General features: G+C 60.8%; 20 protein-coding genes. 11 read left to right on the top strand and 9 right to left on the bottom strand.

Going from position 1 to position 17,841, the window contains the following annotated elements; genetic code table 11:
* Positions 1–126: 126 nt before the first annotated feature.
* On the top strand, positions 127–741 hold the full coding sequence (locus MHM85_RS06940) for a hypothetical protein (protein ID WP_239285319.1): 615 nt from the start codon (positions 127–129) through the stop codon (positions 739–741).
* Between the two features lie 15 nt (positions 742–756).
* Here MHM85_RS06940 and MHM85_RS06935 read toward each other — a convergent pair whose 3' ends face one another.
* Positions 757–1,629 carry an ATP-binding protein gene (locus MHM85_RS06935; RefSeq protein WP_219862834.1) on the bottom strand — a complete coding sequence of 291 codons (873 nt, stop codon included), beginning with the start codon at positions 1,627–1,629 and terminating at the stop codon, positions 757–759.
* 97 nt (positions 1,630–1,726) lie between these two features.
* Between MHM85_RS06935 and MHM85_RS06930 the strand changes: the two genes are divergently transcribed.
* Both MHM85_RS06930 and MHM85_RS06925 read left to right on the top strand, forming a co-directional pair.
* On the top strand, positions 1,727–2,530 hold the full coding sequence (locus MHM85_RS06930) for a M48 family metallopeptidase (RefSeq protein ID WP_139525044.1): 804 nt from the start codon (positions 1,727–1,729) through the stop codon (positions 2,528–2,530).
* Positions 2,531–2,549: 19 nt separating this feature from the next.
* On the top strand, positions 2,550–2,807 hold the full coding sequence (locus tag MHM85_RS06925; protein ID WP_139525043.1) for a hypothetical protein: 258 nt from the start codon (positions 2,550–2,552) through the stop codon (positions 2,805–2,807).
* 42 nt (positions 2,808–2,849) lie between these two features.
* Here MHM85_RS06925 and aroE read toward each other — a convergent pair whose 3' ends face one another.
* From aroE to MHM85_RS06900, 5 genes are all read right to left on the bottom strand, one after another.
* On the bottom strand, positions 2,850–3,668 hold the full coding sequence (gene aroE, locus MHM85_RS06920) for a shikimate dehydrogenase (RefSeq protein WP_219862832.1): 819 nt from the start codon (positions 3,666–3,668) through the stop codon (positions 2,850–2,852).
* Between the two features lie 9 nt (positions 3,669–3,677).
* Positions 3,678–4,610 carry an oxygen-dependent coproporphyrinogen oxidase gene (hemF, locus tag MHM85_RS06915; RefSeq protein WP_219862830.1) on the bottom strand — a complete coding sequence of 311 codons (933 nt, stop codon included), beginning with the start codon at positions 4,608–4,610 and terminating at the stop codon, positions 3,678–3,680.
* A gap of 91 nt (positions 4,611–4,701) precedes the next feature.
* Positions 4,702–5,259 (bottom strand): Sua5/YciO/YrdC/YwlC family protein, encoded by a 558-nt coding sequence (locus MHM85_RS06910; RefSeq protein WP_219862828.1) that lies wholly within the window; start codon positions 5,257–5,259, stop codon positions 4,702–4,704.
* 48 nt (positions 5,260–5,307) lie between these two features.
* Positions 5,308–6,429: a DNA-processing protein DprA gene (gene dprA, locus MHM85_RS06905; RefSeq protein ID WP_219862825.1), complete on the bottom strand. Its 1,122-nt coding sequence runs from the start codon at positions 6,427–6,429 to the stop codon at positions 5,308–5,310.
* Between the two features lie 33 nt (positions 6,430–6,462).
* On the bottom strand, positions 6,463–7,509 hold the full coding sequence (locus tag MHM85_RS06900; protein WP_139525038.1) for a LysM domain-containing protein: 1,047 nt from the start codon (positions 7,507–7,509) through the stop codon (positions 6,463–6,465).
* Positions 7,510–7,685: 176 nt separating this feature from the next.
* Between MHM85_RS06900 and def the strand changes: the two genes are divergently transcribed.
* The 8 genes from def to MHM85_RS06860 all read left to right on the top strand — a co-directional run bounded on the left by def (position 7,686) and on the right by MHM85_RS06860 (position 16,081).
* Positions 7,686–8,198 carry a peptide deformylase gene (gene def, locus MHM85_RS06895; protein WP_219862823.1) on the top strand — a complete coding sequence of 171 codons (513 nt, stop codon included), beginning with the start codon at positions 7,686–7,688 and terminating at the stop codon, positions 8,196–8,198.
* A 137-nt stretch (positions 8,199–8,335) separates the two neighbouring features.
* Positions 8,336–9,328 carry a methionyl-tRNA formyltransferase gene (gene fmt / locus MHM85_RS06890; protein ID WP_219862821.1) on the top strand — a complete coding sequence of 331 codons (993 nt, stop codon included), beginning with the start codon at positions 8,336–8,338 and terminating at the stop codon, positions 9,326–9,328.
* A complete protein-coding gene (gene rsmB, locus MHM85_RS06885; RefSeq protein WP_219862818.1) occupies positions 9,325–10,656 on the top strand; it encodes a 16S rRNA (cytosine(967)-C(5))-methyltransferase RsmB in 1,332 nt (443 codons plus the stop codon). Before fmt ends, rsmB begins: the two co-directional genes overlap by 4 nt.
* Positions 10,657–10,694: 38 nt before the next feature.
* Positions 10,695–10,901 carry a dodecin gene (locus MHM85_RS06880; RefSeq protein WP_044628944.1) on the top strand — a complete coding sequence of 69 codons (207 nt, stop codon included), beginning with the start codon at positions 10,695–10,697 and terminating at the stop codon, positions 10,899–10,901.
* Positions 10,902–11,012: 111 nt separating this feature from the next.
* Positions 11,013–12,386, top strand: a complete 1,374-nt coding sequence (trkA, locus tag MHM85_RS06875) for a Trk system potassium transporter TrkA (RefSeq protein WP_219862816.1) — start codon at positions 11,013–11,015, stop codon at positions 12,384–12,386.
* Between the two features lie 48 nt (positions 12,387–12,434).
* On the top strand, positions 12,435–13,883 hold the full coding sequence (locus MHM85_RS06870; RefSeq protein WP_139528406.1) for a TrkH family potassium uptake protein: 1,449 nt from the start codon (positions 12,435–12,437) through the stop codon (positions 13,881–13,883).
* A gap of 36 nt (positions 13,884–13,919) precedes the next feature.
* Entirely contained in the window at positions 13,920–15,173 is a 1,254-nt protein-coding gene (locus MHM85_RS06865) for a TraB/GumN family protein (protein WP_219862814.1), read from the top strand.
* A complete protein-coding gene (locus MHM85_RS06860) occupies positions 15,170–16,081 on the top strand; it encodes a DMT family transporter (protein WP_219862812.1) in 912 nt (303 codons plus the stop codon). The genes MHM85_RS06865 and MHM85_RS06860 overlap by 4 nt, the downstream gene beginning before the upstream one ends.
* On the opposite strand, the gene MHM85_RS06855 is transcribed toward MHM85_RS06860, so the two are convergent.
* The 3 genes from MHM85_RS06855 to MHM85_RS06845 all read right to left on the bottom strand — a co-directional run bounded on the left by MHM85_RS06855 (position 16,078) and on the right by MHM85_RS06845 (position 17,722).
* The gene (locus MHM85_RS06855; RefSeq protein WP_219862810.1) at positions 16,078–16,863 is read right to left on the bottom strand and encodes a DTW domain-containing protein; all 786 of its coding nucleotides are present in this window, start codon (positions 16,861–16,863) and stop codon (positions 16,078–16,080) included. The genes MHM85_RS06860 and MHM85_RS06855 overlap by 4 nt on opposite strands.
* A gap of 77 nt (positions 16,864–16,940) precedes the next feature.
* Positions 16,941–17,420 carry a hypothetical protein gene (locus MHM85_RS06850; RefSeq protein WP_219862808.1) on the bottom strand — a complete coding sequence of 160 codons (480 nt, stop codon included), beginning with the start codon at positions 17,418–17,420 and terminating at the stop codon, positions 16,941–16,943.
* The gene (locus MHM85_RS06845) at positions 17,417–17,722 is read right to left on the bottom strand and encodes a nucleotidyltransferase domain-containing protein (protein WP_139528402.1); all 306 of its coding nucleotides are present in this window, start codon (positions 17,720–17,722) and stop codon (positions 17,417–17,419) included. Before MHM85_RS06845 ends, MHM85_RS06850 begins: the two co-directional genes overlap by 4 nt.
* Positions 17,723–17,841 lie beyond the last annotated feature (119 nt).

Genomic DNA, 17,841 nt, shown 5'->3' with positions numbered 1-17,841 from the left:
ACAAATCTGCTTGACAGAAACCCTCGCCCACCCTCAAATAGCGGCGCTTTTCTGGTCCAGCTTCATCGCTACTCACCTTACCTACCCTTAGCTCATTCACCCTTGTCCTTCTCAGGAGGGAGTCACATGCACGTTGTTTCTCGTCGCGGACGCGGCCTGGTGTTACTGCTGTTAGCCAGCCTGTTGACAGGCTGTTTGGCGCTGCCACAAACAGGGTTGTTTGCCTTTCGCTTGGCGGTCACCTCGCTCGGTATCGAAGACGTGCGTATTGGCCCCTATAGTGTCAATGCCGGGCTGGACACCAGCGACCTTTCGAGCCTGCTGGCCTCTAGCCTGGGCACAGGCAGTCTACCGGTGCAGGCCACGCTGGCGATGGGGCTTGGCTTACCCATTGGCATGCCGCCGGTCGAGATGTCAGGCTTTCGCTGGACGCTGGACATGCCTGGCGTGGACCCAGTGCAGGGCAACTATCAGCAGAACGTTACCCTCACCTCTGGCGAGGACGCCAATCTGCGCCTGCCGGTGGCGTTCGATATTCTCGCCGCCGACCGTCAGCAAATGACGCCGATGTTGACGTTAGCTCGCCAGCTCGCAAGCCAAGGGGAACTGCCCGCAGGCAGCGAACTGGCCATTACTCCTGGCGATTTGCGCGGATTGGGCATGACACTGCCGTCAGGCCTGCTCACTCCGACGATTCGCCTGAACGTCGGTGACGACGGGCAGCTCATTCCTCAACGCTGAGTCTTGCCAAGCGCGTTACTCACCGCGCTCATGCAGCCGTTTGCGGCCCACGTACTGGGCCGCAAATTGCCACGCCGTGCGGCCGCTTCGCCCTCCGCGCAGCGTGGCAAAGCGAATCGCCTCTGCCCGTGCCGCATCGTCCCAGTCCTGGGACGTGCCGATACGCCCCACCCAGTGTTCGCATACCTCCAAATAGGTCGCTTGGCTGAAAGGGTGGAAACCCAGCCATAGGCCGAACCGATCCGACAGCGAAATTTTCTCCTCCACCGCGTCGCCATGATGCAACTCCTCGCCGACCAGCCGTGAACCGCTGTTATCGTCCATGGACTCCGGCAACAGATGGCGACGATTCGAGGTCGCATAGAGCAATACGTTATCCGGTGGCCCGGTCAGCGCGCCGTCTAGCACGCTCTTGAGCGCCTTATACGCGTCATCGTTACCCTCGAAGGAGAGATCGTCACAGTACACCACGAAGCGTTGCGGCTGATGTCGAAGCTGTTCCACTAGCAGCGGAAGACTCGACAAATCATGTCGGTCAACCTGGATCAGCCGTAACCCCTCTGTGGCCAGCGAGTTGAGCAGTGCGCGTATCACCGATGATTTTCCGCTTCCACGGGAGCCCCACAGCAGCGCATGGTTGGCAGGTAGCCCTTGTAAAAAGGCGCGCGTATTATCGACCAACGCCAGCTTTTGCCGCTCGATACCGAGCAGGTCGTCCAGCGTCATCGTGTCTCTTGGCGGCACGGGCACCAACCGCCCACCCAGCGGGTGGCGTTGCCAAATGGCCGCCACGTGTTTTTCCCACTCGACCGGGACAGGTGCGGGTGGCAGCCAGTGGTCGACATGATCGAGTAATCGCGCCAGGCGTTGGCTTAATTCGGCATCCATCGTCATCCTCAGAGTGCGTTATGATAGGGGTTGATTTACCACGGTCAGTGGTTATCTTGTGTGCAAGGATACCTACTCGTCTATAAGGAAACTGTCTATGCGTTGGCTTCGCCCATTAGCGGTGACGGCGCTGTGCGCCTCGATCGCAGCCTGCTCGACCTCACCCACCGGCCGCTCACAGCTGTTGCTGCTCTCCGATGATCAGCTGAATCAAATGGGCCAGCAGGCCTTCGCCGAATATCAGCAAAACATTCCGACCGCTGGCCAGGCGAGCCACCGCTACGTGCAGTGCATCACCAATGCGATCGTCGACGTTCTCCCCAACGAACAGCGTAACCTCGATTGGCAAATTCGTGTCTTCGAATCCGAACAGCCGAATGCCTTCGCCCTCCCGGGCGGCTACATGGGCGTCAACACCGGCATGTTGGATATTGCCACCACGCAGGACCAGCTCGCCTCGGTCGTCGGCCATGAAATCGGCCACGTGCTCGCGCGTCATGCCAACGAGCGCGCCTCCACCCAAAGTGCCACGTCGCTGGGTCTCTCGGTCATTTCCAGCACCTCGGGGATGCAGACCCCGGCAGGCCAGCAGCTCATGGGCGTGCTCGGCTTGGGTGCCGAATACGGGATCGCGCTGCCGTTCTCCCGACGTCATGAGAGCGAGGCCGATGTGATTGGCTTACAGCTCATGGCGCAGGCGGGGTTCGATCCGCGCGAAAGCGTCACGCTATGGGAGAACATGCAGGCCGCATCGGGCGGCGGCGCGCCTCCCGCCTGGATGTCGACCCACCCGAGTCAAGGCCAGCGGATTCAAGGCCTGCAAGCCAACATGGATCAAGCGCTGGCCACCTACGAGCAGGCGCGCAGCAGCGGCCGCACGCCCAACTGCCCACGCCCGTAGCACCACTTAGAGGTTTTCGATGATCCGATTGGGTTTACTGCTATTAGTGCTACCAATTCTGGTGCTACTGGGCGTCTATTTTTGGGAGTTGGGGGACGTCCGCGCTTGTCAGCTCGATGGTGGCTATTGGAACTATCTGGATGGTGCATGCTATGACACGCCGCAGCCTTTCGTGTCGTGGCTCGAGCGTTCACCACTGCTGGTCAACGGCGGCATGCTGCTATCCGTGGTGGGGCTGGTGATGTGCATGGTGGGGTTTTATACCAAATCGCGTTAGGTCACGACGACACGATGGGGGCACTCGCCCCCATCGCCCTGCTCAATAATTGAGCGATTGACGTAGCAGCGTGCGTACGCTGGCCGTTTCGGGTCTCACGTTGCGCCATGCAAAGAACGACTCGGCCGCCTGCTCGACCAGCATACCCAAACCATCCAGCAGCTTTGCGCCGCGCGGTCCTGCCCACTGAAGAAACACCGTCGGCTCGGCGCCGTACATCATGTCGTAGGCCCAGGCACCTTCGCCAAACAGTGTCTCCGGTAGCGGCGGCAGCTCGCCTGACAGGCTGGCACTGGTGCCGTTAATGACCACATCGAACGGCCCCTCTACCGACGCAAAGCCACCGCCATGAATACGCCCCAGATCCACGAACGCCTCCGCCAACTGCTCGGCTTTTGCCACGGTCCGGTTGGCGACGACCACCTCGCTGGGTTTTTCGGCCAGCAGTGGCTCTAAAATGCCACGCACGGCACCCCCAGCGCCGAGCACCAGCACGCGCTTACCCGCCAGAGGGACGCGGTGATAGGCCAAATCACGCACCAATCCAATACCATCGGTCGTATCACCGTAGGTGCGCCCGTTACCCCCCACGATCAGCGTATTGACCGCTTGGGCGCGCTTGGCGCGATAGCTCAACGTATCGCAAAGCGCAAAAGCATCGCCTTTGAACGGTACGGTCACGTTGGCACCCCGGCCACCGCCCGACACGAAAGCTCGCCATGCGTCTGTAAAACCATCCTCAGGCGCCAGTTCCGCCGTGTACGTCATGGGCTGCTGGGTTTGACGGGCGAACTCACCGTGAATCAGCGGTGATTTCGAGTGTTTGATCGGATTACCAAACACGCAGTAACGGTCGCTCATCGACACTCCTTAGGCATGGCGCTGCTGGGCGGCTTCGGTCAGCCAATCGCGGGGCACCAGATAGTCGTGCAGCACGGCTTCACGGCTACCTGCCTCAGGCGTGAAGGCGTACTCCCAGCGGGCCAGCGGCGGCATGGACATCAAAATCGATTCCGTGCGTCCGCCGCTTTGCAAGCCAAACAGCGTGCCTCGGTCCCACACCAGGTTGAATTCGACGTAGCGGCCACGCCGATAGAGCTGGAACTCCCGCTCCGGCTGGCCCCATGCGTCCTGTTTCCGGCGCTCGACGATGGGGAGGTAAGCGTCCAGAAAGCTATCGCCTACCGCGCGCTGGAAGGCAAAACACTCTTCGAAGCTGCCCTCGTTCAGGTCGTCGAAGAATAGGCCACCCACCCCGCGAGTCTCGTCGCGGTGCTTGAGGTAAAAGTAGTCGTCGCACCACGCTTTGTAGCGCTCATAAACACCCTCTCCAAAGGGCGCGCAGGCGTCGCGTGCGACCTGATGCCAGTGCACTACGTCCTCGAACACGGGATAGTAGGGGGTCAGGTCGAAGCCCCCGCCAAACCACCACACCGGTGGCTCGCCCTCTTTTTCGGCAATGAAAAAGCGCACGTTGCCGTGGCTGGTGGGTACGTTGGGGTTCTCCGGGTGCATGACCCAAGAGACGCCGACCGCGTGAAAACTGCGTCCGGCCAGCTCCGGCCGTGCGGCGGTGGCAGAGGGCGGCAATTGTGCACCGTACACATGGGAAAAGTTGACGCCGCCTTTTTCGAAAACAGCGCCCGACTCCATCACCCGCGAGCGCCCTCCGCCCCCCTCTTCTCGCTGCCAACTATCCTCTTTGAACGCGGCCCGTCCGTCAGCGGCGGCAAGCCCTTCACATAGGCGCTCCTGAAGATCGAGTAGATACGCTTTGACGTCGTCTAGGTGCTCGTGGGCCACGTTGACTCCTGGTGAGGTGAATCGTGAATCGTGAATCGTGAATCGTGAATCGTGAATCGTGAATCGCTGACAGTGTGACGAAGCCGAGCGGCTAGTCACGCATCACTTTGCCGGTCACTAAATCGCGGATGGTGCTGGGTTTGGCATTGCCGCCCAATTCGCCCGCCACGATAGCTGCGACGTCTTCGCCAAAAATGGTGGCGACCTCTTCTGCGCTCATGGCAGGCGGGTCACCGGCTCGGTTGGCCGAGGTGGAAACGAGCGGACCACCAAACGCCTCGCACAGCGCTTTCATCAGCGGATGGTCGGTGACGCGTAGCGCCACGCTTTGATGAGCGCCGCGCACCAGGCCGTGGCTCCTGCCGTTATCGGGCACCAACCACGTATGGGGACCGGGCCAACTGGCGGCCAGCGGCGCATGTAACGCTAACGGTAGCTGATTGAGCCAGGGCTGAAACTGCTGAATGGTCGCCGCCACCAAAATCACGCCCTTGGCCGGGTCGCGCTCCTTCATACGCATGAGATGCGCCAGCGCTTCGTCATTATCGGGGTCACAGCTCAACCCCCACACCGCTTCGGTGGGGCAGGCAATCACACCGCCTTTACGCAGCGCAGCTACCGCCGCTTTCACGTCAACCGCCGGTTTCATAGACGCTCCTGATAAGCTCTCAGCCAATCGAACAAAGGTGACTGCATCTTACCACGGGGCCGTCACTCTCACCCAGCCACCTGCCTGCTGCGTCGCCTGACCTTCGAGCTCAAGCATTAACAGCCGCTGTTGGCAATCACTGACCGAGAGACCGGTGGTTTGCACCAGCAGATCGATCGGCGTTGGCGAAGTGCCCAGTGCATCGAGCAGCGGGTCGCCGGTGATAGGCGAAGGGCTGTCGGTGCCGTGGGAGACCGGCTTGGCACCGACAGCCGCCTCTTCGTGCAGGTAGTGGGGCGCCCATTGCTGCAATTCTTCGAGCATGTCGTCCACATGGCGCACCAGCGTGGCCCCGCTACGCAGGAGTTGCAGGCAGCCACGGGCTTGCACGTTATGCACCGAGCCCGGCAACGCAAAAAGCTCGCGCCCTTGCTCCAGGGCAAGGCGGGCGCTGACCAGCGAACCGCTTTTTTCGGTGGCTTCGACCACCAGAGTGCCAAGCGATAGTCCAGTGACGATACGATTACGGCGGGGAAAAAAGACCGGACGAGCCGTCGTGCCCGGCGGGTGTTCGGACAGCACCAAACCGCCGGCCTGGGTGCTGAGCTGTTCATAAAGATCCCGATGGCGTGCGGGGTAAATGACGTCGATACCGCTTCCCAGCACGGCAATGGAGGTGCCACCCGCCTCCAGCGCGGCACGCTGGGCAATGCCATCGACCCCCAAGGCCATACCGCTCACCACACACCAGCCGCGCCCAGCCAATTCGCGGGCAAACGCTTGTGCATTGCGACCGCCCTCCGACGTGGGCCGGCGGGTACCGACCATGGCAATGCCCGGGGCGCTCAGGGCACGTAAATCCCCCTGCGCCCACAGTACCACCGGTGGGTCTGGAAGCTGATCGAGTAACTCAGGCCAATCGGGATGATCGCGGTGTAGTAGATGACGATGAGGCGCGCCTTGCAGCCAGGTCAAGGTGTCGTCCACCGCGTGTTGCAAAGGGCTGCGCGTCGGGTGAGCGAGCCACAGGCGTAACGCATTGGCGGCACTACTGGGCAACGCCGCCAACCAGCCTTGCGGCCACGATGGCTGCCGCGCCACCAGTTGTGCAATGCGCGTTGCGCCCATCCCAGGCAGTGCATGCACTGCCAGCCACTCCTTGGCATCCATCGCTGTTCCCTCTTGTAACGGATGATTCGTTCGTTAGCGCGTGGGCGAACGCACGCGATCCCCGACGGCCAATACCCGTGACGCCTGCATGACCAGAGCGAAACTCATGTGATCGTAAGGTCGAAAAACCATCACCAGCCCCGCTTCAGTGTCAGGTAAGCGCAGCAGCTCTTGGGTGCGAGGATCGGTGACGAGCTCGCCCTGCTGGTCGACACGCAGGACGTGCCCCGGCTGCAGGCCATCCTGGGTGCCTAAGTCCAGCGCAACGATCTGTAGGCGCCCAATAAAACGCACCCCGCCCGGTACTGCAACGATCTGTCCAGAGACGTCATTCAACGGTGCGCGGGGCTCGAACGACGCGCTCAGCTCACGATCCTCTAGGGGCAGCAGAATGTCGTTGTTACGTACTTCCTGATAAGCACTGAGCACCTCGACCCGGGCGATATCGCCCTCGCTGCTGACGTAGCGCGCTTCGCCAATATTGATCAGCTCATCGCCCAACCGTGTGCCATCGGCGGCGATGTAGGGCTCGCCGGGTCGATAAATGCCTAAGCTCGCGCGCTCCGGCAGCTCTCCACGCACGTACAACCTATCGCCTGCCCCGCTAATCAGACGCTGGTTGTCGCCGCCTACCACGTAGGCGAGTTCCTGCAGGGGCTCGCCTGGCTCGACCACGCGATGCTCGCGCAAAAACGCGCGGACCACTTCCATCGGGATGGGAGTAATGGCCTCACGCTCTGGCACGGTGCGCATTTGCGGGGAGAGTTTGACGATGCTCTGACCACGCTCCAACGTGACGCAAGGCTGGCCTTCGCAGCTGCCCAGCAGCAGCACGTCGCCAGGATAAATGAGGTGTGGATTGCGCACCTGTGGATTCGACCGCCACAGCGACGGCCACTGCCACGGGGAGTGGAGGTAGCGGGCCGAGATATCCCATAGGGTATCGCCAGGCACTACCTCGTAGCGCTGCGGCGCATCGTGACGTAAGCCTTCCAGAGCTAAAACAGCTTGGCTGGACAACAGCACCCACGTTAAGAGCACGCCAAAGACGCTATAATAAAGAGGCTTTCGGGCCGCCATCCGGTTCTCTCCAGGCAGTCGTTGGTAAAGCAGAGGAAGAGGGCCACACGGTGTCGCGCGTGCCCAGGAACGCCATCAGCATGATATAGTGGCCCATAGTAAAGTAGTTAGGCGCGCTGACACAGGTTCGCCGCTAACTCATCTTAAAGACTCAGCATAACGGTGATTGTAACGCCATGGCCAAACTTCCTATTCTCGAATTCCCCGACGAGCGCCTGCGCACTAAGGCGGTACCGGTGGAAACCGTTGACGACGAGGTCCGCCAGCTCGTCGACGATATGTTGGAGACCATGTACGACGCACGCGGCATCGGCCTTGCTGCAACGCAAGTCGATGTCCATCGCCGCGTGGTCGTCATGGATGTCAGCGACGATAACTCCCAGCCGCTGGTGCTGATCAACCCGCGCTACGAGCCCATCGGTGATGCCAAAGAGCCGCTCTCCGAGGGCTGCTTGTCGATCCCTGAGTACTATGCCGAAGTACCGCGCTACCTGAAAGTGACGCTCAACGCGCTGGACCGTAACGGAGAGCCCTACGAGTTGGAAGCGGACGGCTTGCTGGCCCACTGCATTCAACATGAACTCGATCATTTAGAAGGTGTCCTGTTCGTGGATTACCTCTCTCCGCTCAAGCGCGACCGAGTGATGAAAAAAATGCAGAAGCGCCACAGGCTGATGAACGACGCCTAATCGGCACCTCATCACCTGGCCACTGGCCGAGCTGACACGCTGACTCACAGGCTGAATGCCTGCACGATAGCGCTGCCTCTCGGCCTTTGTGCGTTTCATAGATGGCACTTTCTCTCTTCTCCTAGGGGCTCTCCACCATGTCACCGTTACGCGTTGTTTTTGCTGGCACGCCAGACTTCGCCGCCTCCAGCCTTGCTGCCGTTCTCGACAGCGAACATGAAGTGGTGGCGGTTTACACCCAACCCGACCGTCCCGCTGGACGTGGCCGCAAGCTCACGCCCAGCCCGGTCAAACAGCTGGCACAAGCGCACGGGCTGCCGGTGGTCCAACCCGTCAGCTTGAAAGACGCCGATGCGCAAGCCGAACTGGCGGCGCTGAATGCCGATGTGATGGTGGTGGTCGCCTATGGGCTGCTGCTGCCCCAGGCGGTGCTGGATACGCCGCGGTTAGGCTGTATCAACGTCCACGCCTCGCTGCTGCCCCGCTGGCGCGGCGCGGCGCCGATTCAGCGCGCCATCGAAGCGGGTGATAGCGCCTCCGGCGTCACCATCATGCAGATGGACGCGGGGCTGGATACCGGCGCCATGCTCTACGACGTGCGCACCCCGATCACCGCACGCACCACGGGCGGCGACCTCCATGATCGGCTGGCCATTCAAGGCGCCAATGCATTGGTGACCGTACTCGATCAGCTGGACAGCGGAAGCCTGGAGGCCACGCCGCAGCCCGACGAGGGCGTGACCTACGCCGCCAAACTTAGTAAAGCCGAGGCCGAGCTCGACTTTAGCCAGCCCGCCGAGCAGCTGGCGCGTAAAATCCGCGCCTTCAACCCTTGGCCGGTGGCTTGGTGCACCCTGGGGAACGATCGTCTGCGGCTGTTGATGGCCAGCGTAGAGCCCGGTGAGCAGTCGCCCGTCGCCCCCGGTACGCTGTTGGCACATGGCGACGAACACCTGCGCATTGCCTGCGGTGCCCAGGGCCAGGAAGTGCTGTGCGTTAGCCGTGCCCAGCTGCCCGGCGGCAAAGCCATGGCAGTGCGTGATCTTTTGAATGCCCGCCAAACGCCCTTGAGCGAGGGTGTTCGCCTTGGACAGCCTTCACAGCCAGCCTCGCAAGGAGCGCACCCATGAGCGAGCGACCCACCAAAGGCGGTAGCGGCCTGGACGTGCGCGCGGCGGCGGCCAGAAGCCTGGTGCCGATTCTCACCGATAAAGGCTCCCTGGCCGGGCTCGATGAGCACAGCGTCATTGCCAGAGACCGCGCGCTGCTCAAAGAACTCTGTTACGGCACCTGCCGACGTTTGCCGCGACTGCAAGCGTTGGCCAGCCGCCTGCTGAAGCAGCCCTTCAAAAAGCGTGACGCCGATATCCAGGCGCTGCTGCTGATCGGTATCTATCAACTGCTCTACATGCGCACACCTGCCCACGCCGCCGTGGGGGAAACCGCCGGGGCCGCACGCCTGCTGGACAAAGAGTGGGCAACTCGCGTGCTCAACGGTTGCCTGCGCCGACTGCAGCGCGAGGCCGATGCGCTGCAGGCCGAAGTGGACCGTGATGAGAGCGTGGCCTTGGAACACCCCCAGTGGCTGCTCGGCAAGCTGCGCAGCGCCTGGCCCGAGCAGTGGCGTGTCATTGCCGAGGCCAACAACGAACCGGGGCCGATGACGCTGCGCGTCAACCAGCGCCACAATGATCGTGAAGCGTACCTGCAGCGACTCACCGAGCAGGGCTTGGATGGCCACCTCTGCCTCCATGCCCCCGATGGCATCACGCTGACTCACCCTTGCGATGTCTCGACGCTGCCTGGCTTCGAACAGGGCCACGTCAGCGTGCAGGACGAGGCGGCACAGCTCTGCGCCGCGCTGCTGGGCCCGGCTCTCGCGCCACGTCCCGGCGCCCATGTACTGGACGCCTGCTGCGCCCCTGGCGGCAAAACCGCTCACTTGCTAGAGCAGTTCGACATTTCCCTGACCGCGCTGGATAGCGACAACCAGCGGCTGGCAAAAGTCGACGACACGCTCGGCCGTTTAGGGCTCAGTGCCGAACTAAAACATGCCGATGCCACCACCCGCGACTGGTGGAGCGGCACGCCCTTTGATGCCATTTTGCTGGATGCCCCCTGCTCCGGCACCGGCGTGATTCGTCGCCATCCGGACATCAAAGCGCTACGCCGTAAAGAGGACATTCGCCAGCTCGCCAAGCTCCAGCAACGGCTGCTGGATAATCTATGGCCACTGCTACGCCCAGGTGGGACCCTACTCTACGCTACCTGTTCGGTGCTGCCCGAAGAGAACGCCGCACAAATCGATGCGTTTTTAGACCGCACCCCGGACGCCCATGCCACCACGCCCCATGACGTGGCCTGGGGTGAGCAAAGCGGCACGGGCCGCCAGCTGTTTCCTGCCGTGAACAGTCACGATGGCTTTTTTTATGCCAGACTAGAGAAGCGCAAGGCCTAAGCACTAGGCCGCCTTTTCATGACACGCAAGGAGACAGCATGAGTCATCATACCTATAAACATATCGAGCTAACCGGTTCATCCGAAAAAGGAATCGAGGACGCCGTGCAGAATGCCCTGACCAAAGCCGCCGAAAGCGTTCGCAATATGCGCTGGCTTGAAGTCACCGACACGCGTGGGCACATCGAGGATGGCCGCGTGGCACACTGGCAGGTCACGATCAAAGTCGGCTTCACGCTGGAATAATCCCTACCTGCTTTTCGACGGCGGCTGGTTTACACTGGCCGCCGTCTTTGTTGCAGCGCACACTGCGTGCTGATAAAACGTTGGCGCTCATAACGGAACCGATGCTTAGCGATGAAAATCATCATTCTCGGCGCCGGCCAAGTCGGCGGCACCCTTGCGGAGCACCTTGCCCGCGAGGAGAACGACATCACCGTCGTCGATACCGACGGCGCAAAACTGCGCGAGCTGCACACCAAGCTGGATATCCGCACGGTGACCGGCGCAGGCTCCTACCCGATCGTGCTGCGCCAGGCAGGCTGCGAAGACGCCGATATGCTGATCGCGGTGACCAACACCGACGAGATCAATATGATCGCCTGTCAGGTGGCCCACACGCTGTTTCGCACCCCCACCAAAATTGCCCGGGTCCGCTCCACCGCCTACCTCACCCGTAAAGGGCTGTTCGCCCACGAAGCCATTCCCATCGACGTGCTGATCAGTCCCGAGCAGGTGGTGACCGACCACGTGCGCCGCTTGATCGAGCATCCCGGCGCGCTGCAGGTGCTGGAGTTTGCCGGCGGGTTGGTACAGCTGGTGGCGGTGAAAGCCTTCTACGGCGGTCCATTGGTGGGCCAGGATTTGGCCTTTCTGGGCAAGCACATGCCCAACGTGGAAACCCGTGTCGCGGCGATCTACCGCCGCAACCGACCGATCATCCCCCGGGGCGACACCATCATCGAAGCCGACGACGAGGTGTTTTTTCTCGCCGCCCGGCGAGATATCCGCGCGGTGATGAGCGAGCTGCGCAAGGTAGAGCGGGACTTCCGCCGGGTCGTCATCGCCGGAGGCGGCAATATCGGCGAACGCTTGGCGGAGCACTTGGAGCACAGCCATCAGGTCAAGATCATCGAGCACAGCCTGGAGCGCTGCACCACGCTCTCCGAGCGGCTGGATCGCACCGTGGTGCTTCACGGCAGCGCCACCAGCAAGCGGCTGTTGGAAGAGGAAAACATCGAAGACTGCGATATCTTCTGCGCGCTGACCAACGACGACGAAGTGAACATCATGTCGTCGCTGCTGGCCAAACGGCTGGGGGCGAAGAAGGTCCTCACGCTGATCAACAACGCGGCCTACGTGGATTTGGTGCAGGGTGGCGATATCGACATCGCCATCTCCCCCCAACAGGCCACCATCGGCAGCCTGCTGACCCACGTACGCCGGGGCGATATCGTCAACGTACACTCGCTGCGCCGGGGCGCGGCAGAGGCGATCGAGGCCATCGCCCACGGCGATAAGCAGTCGTCGAAAGTCGTGGGCCGCACCATCGCCGATATCGACCTGCCCGAGGGCACCACCATCGGCGCCATCGTACGCGGCAAAGAGGTGCTGATTGCCCACGGCGATGTGAAGGTGGAGAGCGGCGACCACGTGATTCTGTTCGTGATCGACAAGCGGCGTATTCGCGACGTGGAGCGTCTGTTCCAAGTCGGGCTAACGTTTTTCTAAGGAGCGTGCCAGCGTGATGACACAGCCACAACCGGGGCGAACAGCACGATGAGTTTGCGGGTCATTTTACGAATTTTGGGCCTGCTGCTGATGCTCTTCAGCCTAACGATGCTCCCTCCCATGCTCATGTCGCTCTGGTTTCGTGACGGCGTTTGGCATGCCTTCATGAGCGGTATTGGAATTACCGTCATGACGGGGCTGCTGCTCTATCTGCCCAACCGCCGTGCCCATAAAGAGCTGCGCATCCGCGACGGGTTCATCATCGCCGCCATGTTCTGGACCGTGCTGGCGCTGTTCGGCTCGCTGCCGCTGATGCTGTTTGGCGAAGATGCGCTAAGCATGACCGACGCGGTGTTCGAGTCGTTCTCCGGCCTGACCACTACTGGAGCCACGGTGATCACCGGCATCGATTTCTTGCCTGAGTCGATTCTTTACTACCGCCAGCAGCTCCAGTGGCTGGGCGGCATGGGGATCGTGGTATTGGCCGTGGCCATTTTGCCCACCCTGGGCGTCGGCGGTATGGCGCTCTATCGCACCGAGATCCCTGGCCCGCTCAAGGACTCCAAGCTCACACCACGCATCACCGAAACCGCCAAAGCGCTTTGGTACATCTACGCGACGCTGACCTTCGCCTGCACGGTTGCCTACATGCTGGCGGGCATGAACTGGTTCGATGCCCTGGGGCACAGCTTTTCCACTGTCGCCATTGGCGGCTTTTCTACTTACGATGCCAGCATTGGCTATTTCGATAGCGCCGCCATCGAACTCATCTGCGTGGCCTTCATGCTGATTTCCGCCTTCAGCTTTAGCCTGCACTTCATTGCCTGGCGGGAAAAGCGCTTGCTGCACTATTTCCAAGATCCCGAAGCGCGCTTTCTGATGCTGTTTTTAGCCGGGCTCACCACCATCACCGTGGTGACCCTATGGCTCACCGATACCTACGAGAGCATCACTGGTCTTCGGCACGCGCTTTTCGAGGTGGTCTCGGTGGCCACGACCGCGGGCTTTGCCGTGGCGGACTTTTCCGGTTGGCCAGGGGCGCTGCCGTTCTTGCTATTCGTGGCGGCATTCGTCGGCGGCTGCTCGGGCTCCACCGCCGGGGGCATGAAGGTCATCCGTATCATTCTGATTTTGAAGCAGGGCATGCGCGAGGTGATGCGTCTGATCCACCCCAACGCGGTGATTGCCGTCAAGGTCGGCAAAGTGAGCGTGCCTGATAGCATTGCGCAGGCCGTCTGGGGATTTTTCTCTGCCTATGTGATGCTGTTCTTTTTGATGCTGGTGGGTGTGATGGCGACGGGCGTCGATCAGGTGACGGCATGGTCGACCGTTGGCTCTGCACTGAACAACCTGGGTCCTGCGCTCGGTGAAGCCAGTAGCCACTATGGCGACTTGCCAAGCCTTGCCAAATGGATCTTAGTACTGGCCATGTTACTGGGCCGCTTGGAAATTTTTACGGTATTGGTGCTGTTTACCCCCGCCTTTTGGCGGCGTTAAACACACTGCGAGTGACTTATTCATTGAGACTTTTTAATGACCCAAGATGATGCAACACCGCTGGCTCAAGAGAGCCTCGTGCTGCCCACGACTAGCGGCCCGCTGACGACCGTTCAAGTGGGCACGACGCACTATACCCTGCTGGGAACGGCCCACGTGTCGGCCGAGAGCGCGGACGACGTTCGCCAATTGATCGACAGCGGCCAGTTCGACGCCGTGGCCATCGAGCTGTGCGACGCTCGTCACCAAAGCATGGACAATCCCGACGCCATGGGCGAGCAGGACCTGTTCCAGGTATTCAAGCAGGGCAAAGCGGGGATGGTCGCAGCAAGCCTCGCCCTCGGCGCGTTCCAGCAGCGTATTGCCGAGCAGTCTGGGATTCAGCCTGGCGCCGAAATGCGCGCTGCCGTGGAAGAGTGCCGCTCGCGCGACCTACCGCTACTGCTGGTCGACCGGGATGTAGGCATCACCCTCAAACGCATTTACCGCAACGTGCCCTGGTGGCAGCGCTTCTCGCTGTTTTCCGGACTAATTGGCAGCGTGCTCTCGCGTCAGGACGTCTCCAAAGAGGATATCGAAAAGCTCAAAGAGGGCGACATGCTGGAAGCGACCTTCAGCGAGTTTGCCGCAGAGTCGGAGGCACTCTATACGCCGCTGATTCGTGAACGCGACCGCTATATGGCACTGCGTTTGGCGGAAGACGCACCTCCCGGACGCTACCAGAACGTGCTGGTGGTACTGGGCGCCGGACATTTGAAGGGGACGAGCGAGCACCTGGAAGCACCGCTGCCGGAAAGCCCCACCATCGAGAGGGCGTCACTCGAAGCGACACCGCCGCCCTCCAAACTGTGGAAAGCCACTCCCTGGCTGATTACCGCGCTGGTCATTACCGGTTTCGTGGTGGGCTTTTCGCGCAATACCGAGCTTGGCTGGCAGCTAGTCATCGAGTGGTTTTTGATCAACGGAATTCTATCCGGCGGGGCCACCATTGCCGCTCTCGCCCACCCGGTGACGGTCATTGCCACCTTCTTTGCCGCGCCGCTCACATCGCTCAACCCAACGATTGGGGCCGGCTTCGTGGCCGCTGGGGTAGAGCTCTATATGCGCAAGCCCAAAGTGCGCGACTTCTCTAGTCTGCGACACGACGTGACGCAGCTGAAAGGCTGGTGGAAGAACCGCGTCTCGCGCACCCTACTGGTGTTCATTCTCGCTACGCTGGGGTCGGCAGTGGGCACCTGGGTCGCTGGGTTTAGAATCGCCGGTGCGCTATTCGGCAGCGGCGCTGCGTGAGTTCGATCAAGCAAGCCCCCTGGCAGGCCGACGCACTGCTTCTGCTGGTCACGGTCGTGGCGGCCGGTGGCTGGATATTCTCCAAGGAGGCGCTGGTGGGCATGCCGCCGCTGCTGTTCATCGGCACGCGCTTCTTACTCGCCGGGCTGATCCTACTGGGATTCTCTTGGCCTGCTCTGCGCCGTATGCCGATACGCCGGATCCGCCGTGGCCTGCTGGTCGGCGTTTTGTTCAGCGCCGCCATCGCGTTTTGGGTACTCGGGCTGCACTACTCCGATCACCTGGGTGAAAGCGCCTTCATCAATAGCCTGGGCATCCTGCTGGTTCCCGTCGTCGCTCGGCTGCTGTTTGGCGACCGCCCACCGCGCAGCACGTGGATCGCGCTGCCTATCGCGCTACTGGGTTTTGCCCTGCTCTCACTCAATGCGGGATTTCGGATCGAGGCCAGCCAGCTATTGATGGTGTGCGCCGCGCTCTGCTTTGCGCTTTTGATCAACGTCAATACCCGCGTGGTTCGTAACGTGGCGGCGCTGCCGCTAACGACGCTTCAGCTTATCTCGGTCGGCGTGGTGCTGACGCTGCTCTCTTTGGCAGTCGAGCATCAGCCGCTGGCGCTCGGCCCTTCGATTCTTGGCTGGTTCATGGCCAGCGTGCTGCTGGCTAGCTCGCTGCGCTTCTTTCTGCAAATCAAAGCGCAGGGCATGACCACGCCCAGCCACGCAGCGGTGATTCTGATGCTGGAAGCGGCGTGGACCGCACTGTTTGCCGCCTGGTGGTTTGGCGAAACCATGACCGCACTGCAACTGCTGGGCTGTAGCCTGATCTTCATGGCACTACTGATCAATCGCTGGTACTGGGTCCGCAAAGTGCTGCTGCGCTGGCTGCCCGGCACCACGCCTTCTCGCTAGTCGCGCTCGGCGGTTCCTGCTGCCCGCTGCCTCTCCAGCAGGCGCTGCATGGCCGCCGTCGGCTCTTCGATCTTGCGATAATAGCGGCTCTCTGCGTAGCTATCGTTGAACACGTCAAAGTAGTCATCCAGCACGCTAGCCGCTGCTTCATCGCCACTCTGACGCAGTAACTCAATAGCGACTTCAGCAGTGCACAGATGCGCTTTCGAGGCGGGCTTGCGCAGCCGGTAGCGGGTCTCCCGCTCGGTACGCAGCGGCAGCACCGGTAGTGCATCCAGGTAAGGGCTTTTGCGGAACATACGCCGCGCCTGACGCCAGGTGCCATCCAAAATGATGAATACCGGTATGCGCGCCTGCTGCTTGGCAGCATGCACCGCGCCGATATCCACCACGCGGTCGGCGTAATCCGGCTGATCATCGGGGAAAATCACGAACGGCGCGTAGCGCGGATCGTCCAACAGCGCCGCCAGCGTGTCGTCCGGCGCGGTGCGATACCAGGTGAAGACGCGGGTATTGGTGAGCACATCGCCAATCAAACGCCCGGTATTGGTCGGTTTGTAGTGCTCGATGGAGTGGGTCAACAGCCATACCTGAGCGTCGCTCTCCGCCTTGACCTGATACGGGCAGAGGCAGTTCAGCTCAGGTAAGTTGCAGCCCTCACAGCGCGTCACGAAGCTGCCCCGCGCTTTGAATTCACGACGAGGCGGGCGCGGATGCCCGGTGGCCGGGTCGCGGTCGGTCAATGCATCATGTTCAGGGGGCAGCGAGGTCGCGTCAGGCATCTGCGCTCCAGTGGGTCATCAAAGGGCGCAGAGTATAAAGCAGCGTGGGGTTGAACAGCCAGATGCTATTCCGGCAGCTATCTTTCAAATGTCAGCGACAACTTTTGGCCAATACGCTCAAGCATAGCCACCAAACTAGGCACAGATTCAATGGCGAGCATCAATATTGCGGCATTTTTATCCGGGTCGTCTGGATACTCATGGGCAAAGCGATTGCGAAGCATCCGTAGAGACTGCCACTGCTCACTTTCTTCCAAATAGCCCAATTTCTCTAAACGATGGAGCTTATCCAGCATTGGGCGATCTTCGTAGGGCTCTTGCAGGTAAAGCAGCACCGAGGGGAACAGCCGAGTCCCCATCGCATCTTGTAATTTGCCAAATCTTAGTACGAATTGATCCAAGCTTTGAATCTGCGCATCGTCCAGCGCCGCTAATTGACTCCCCGACAGCGGCAAGCATGGTGTAAGAGAGGAGAGCGCATAGTCAATAAAATGCATATGCCGTTGGCACTCACGCCATGCTTCTTGCAAACGTAGTAGTGCAATATCCTGTGTCATAATGGAAGTCCTGCCCGCTCAGCAATGCTAAAAATGGCCGGATAATTCTGGCGGTTGGGATAATCAATCAGCATATCGATTTTTTGCTCGCCGAGTAGCTGCTGAAGCTTTACTTGGCAGCGCATTTCAGCCCGTACTATGTCATTGACATCGCGGATATCGGTTGTGATCAGAAGATCAATATCGCCACCTTTGGCTTGATCATCCGTGCGGGAGCCAAAAAGCTTTACATTCGCTTGCGGCCCAAAACACGACTTCACGGCGCTGACGATGGCCTGACGCTGAACATCATTTAAGCGCATCGTTGACCTCCTTAGCCTACGCACTAGCCATTTATTACTTTCAAAAGGCTAGCATATTTTAGCCTTTCTTATCCCCACTCATGGTAAACCAACCCTCTTCAAAAAGTTGACACCTTCAG

Origin of the sequence: Halomonas sp. McD50-4 (assembly GCF_022348135.1) — a bacterium.
Lineage (GTDB): Bacteria > Pseudomonadota > Gammaproteobacteria > Pseudomonadales > Halomonadaceae > Vreelandella > Vreelandella piezotolerans.
The sequence above is the reverse complement of the archived record's forward strand: the minus strand, read 5'-3'. Positions and strand labels throughout refer to the sequence as shown.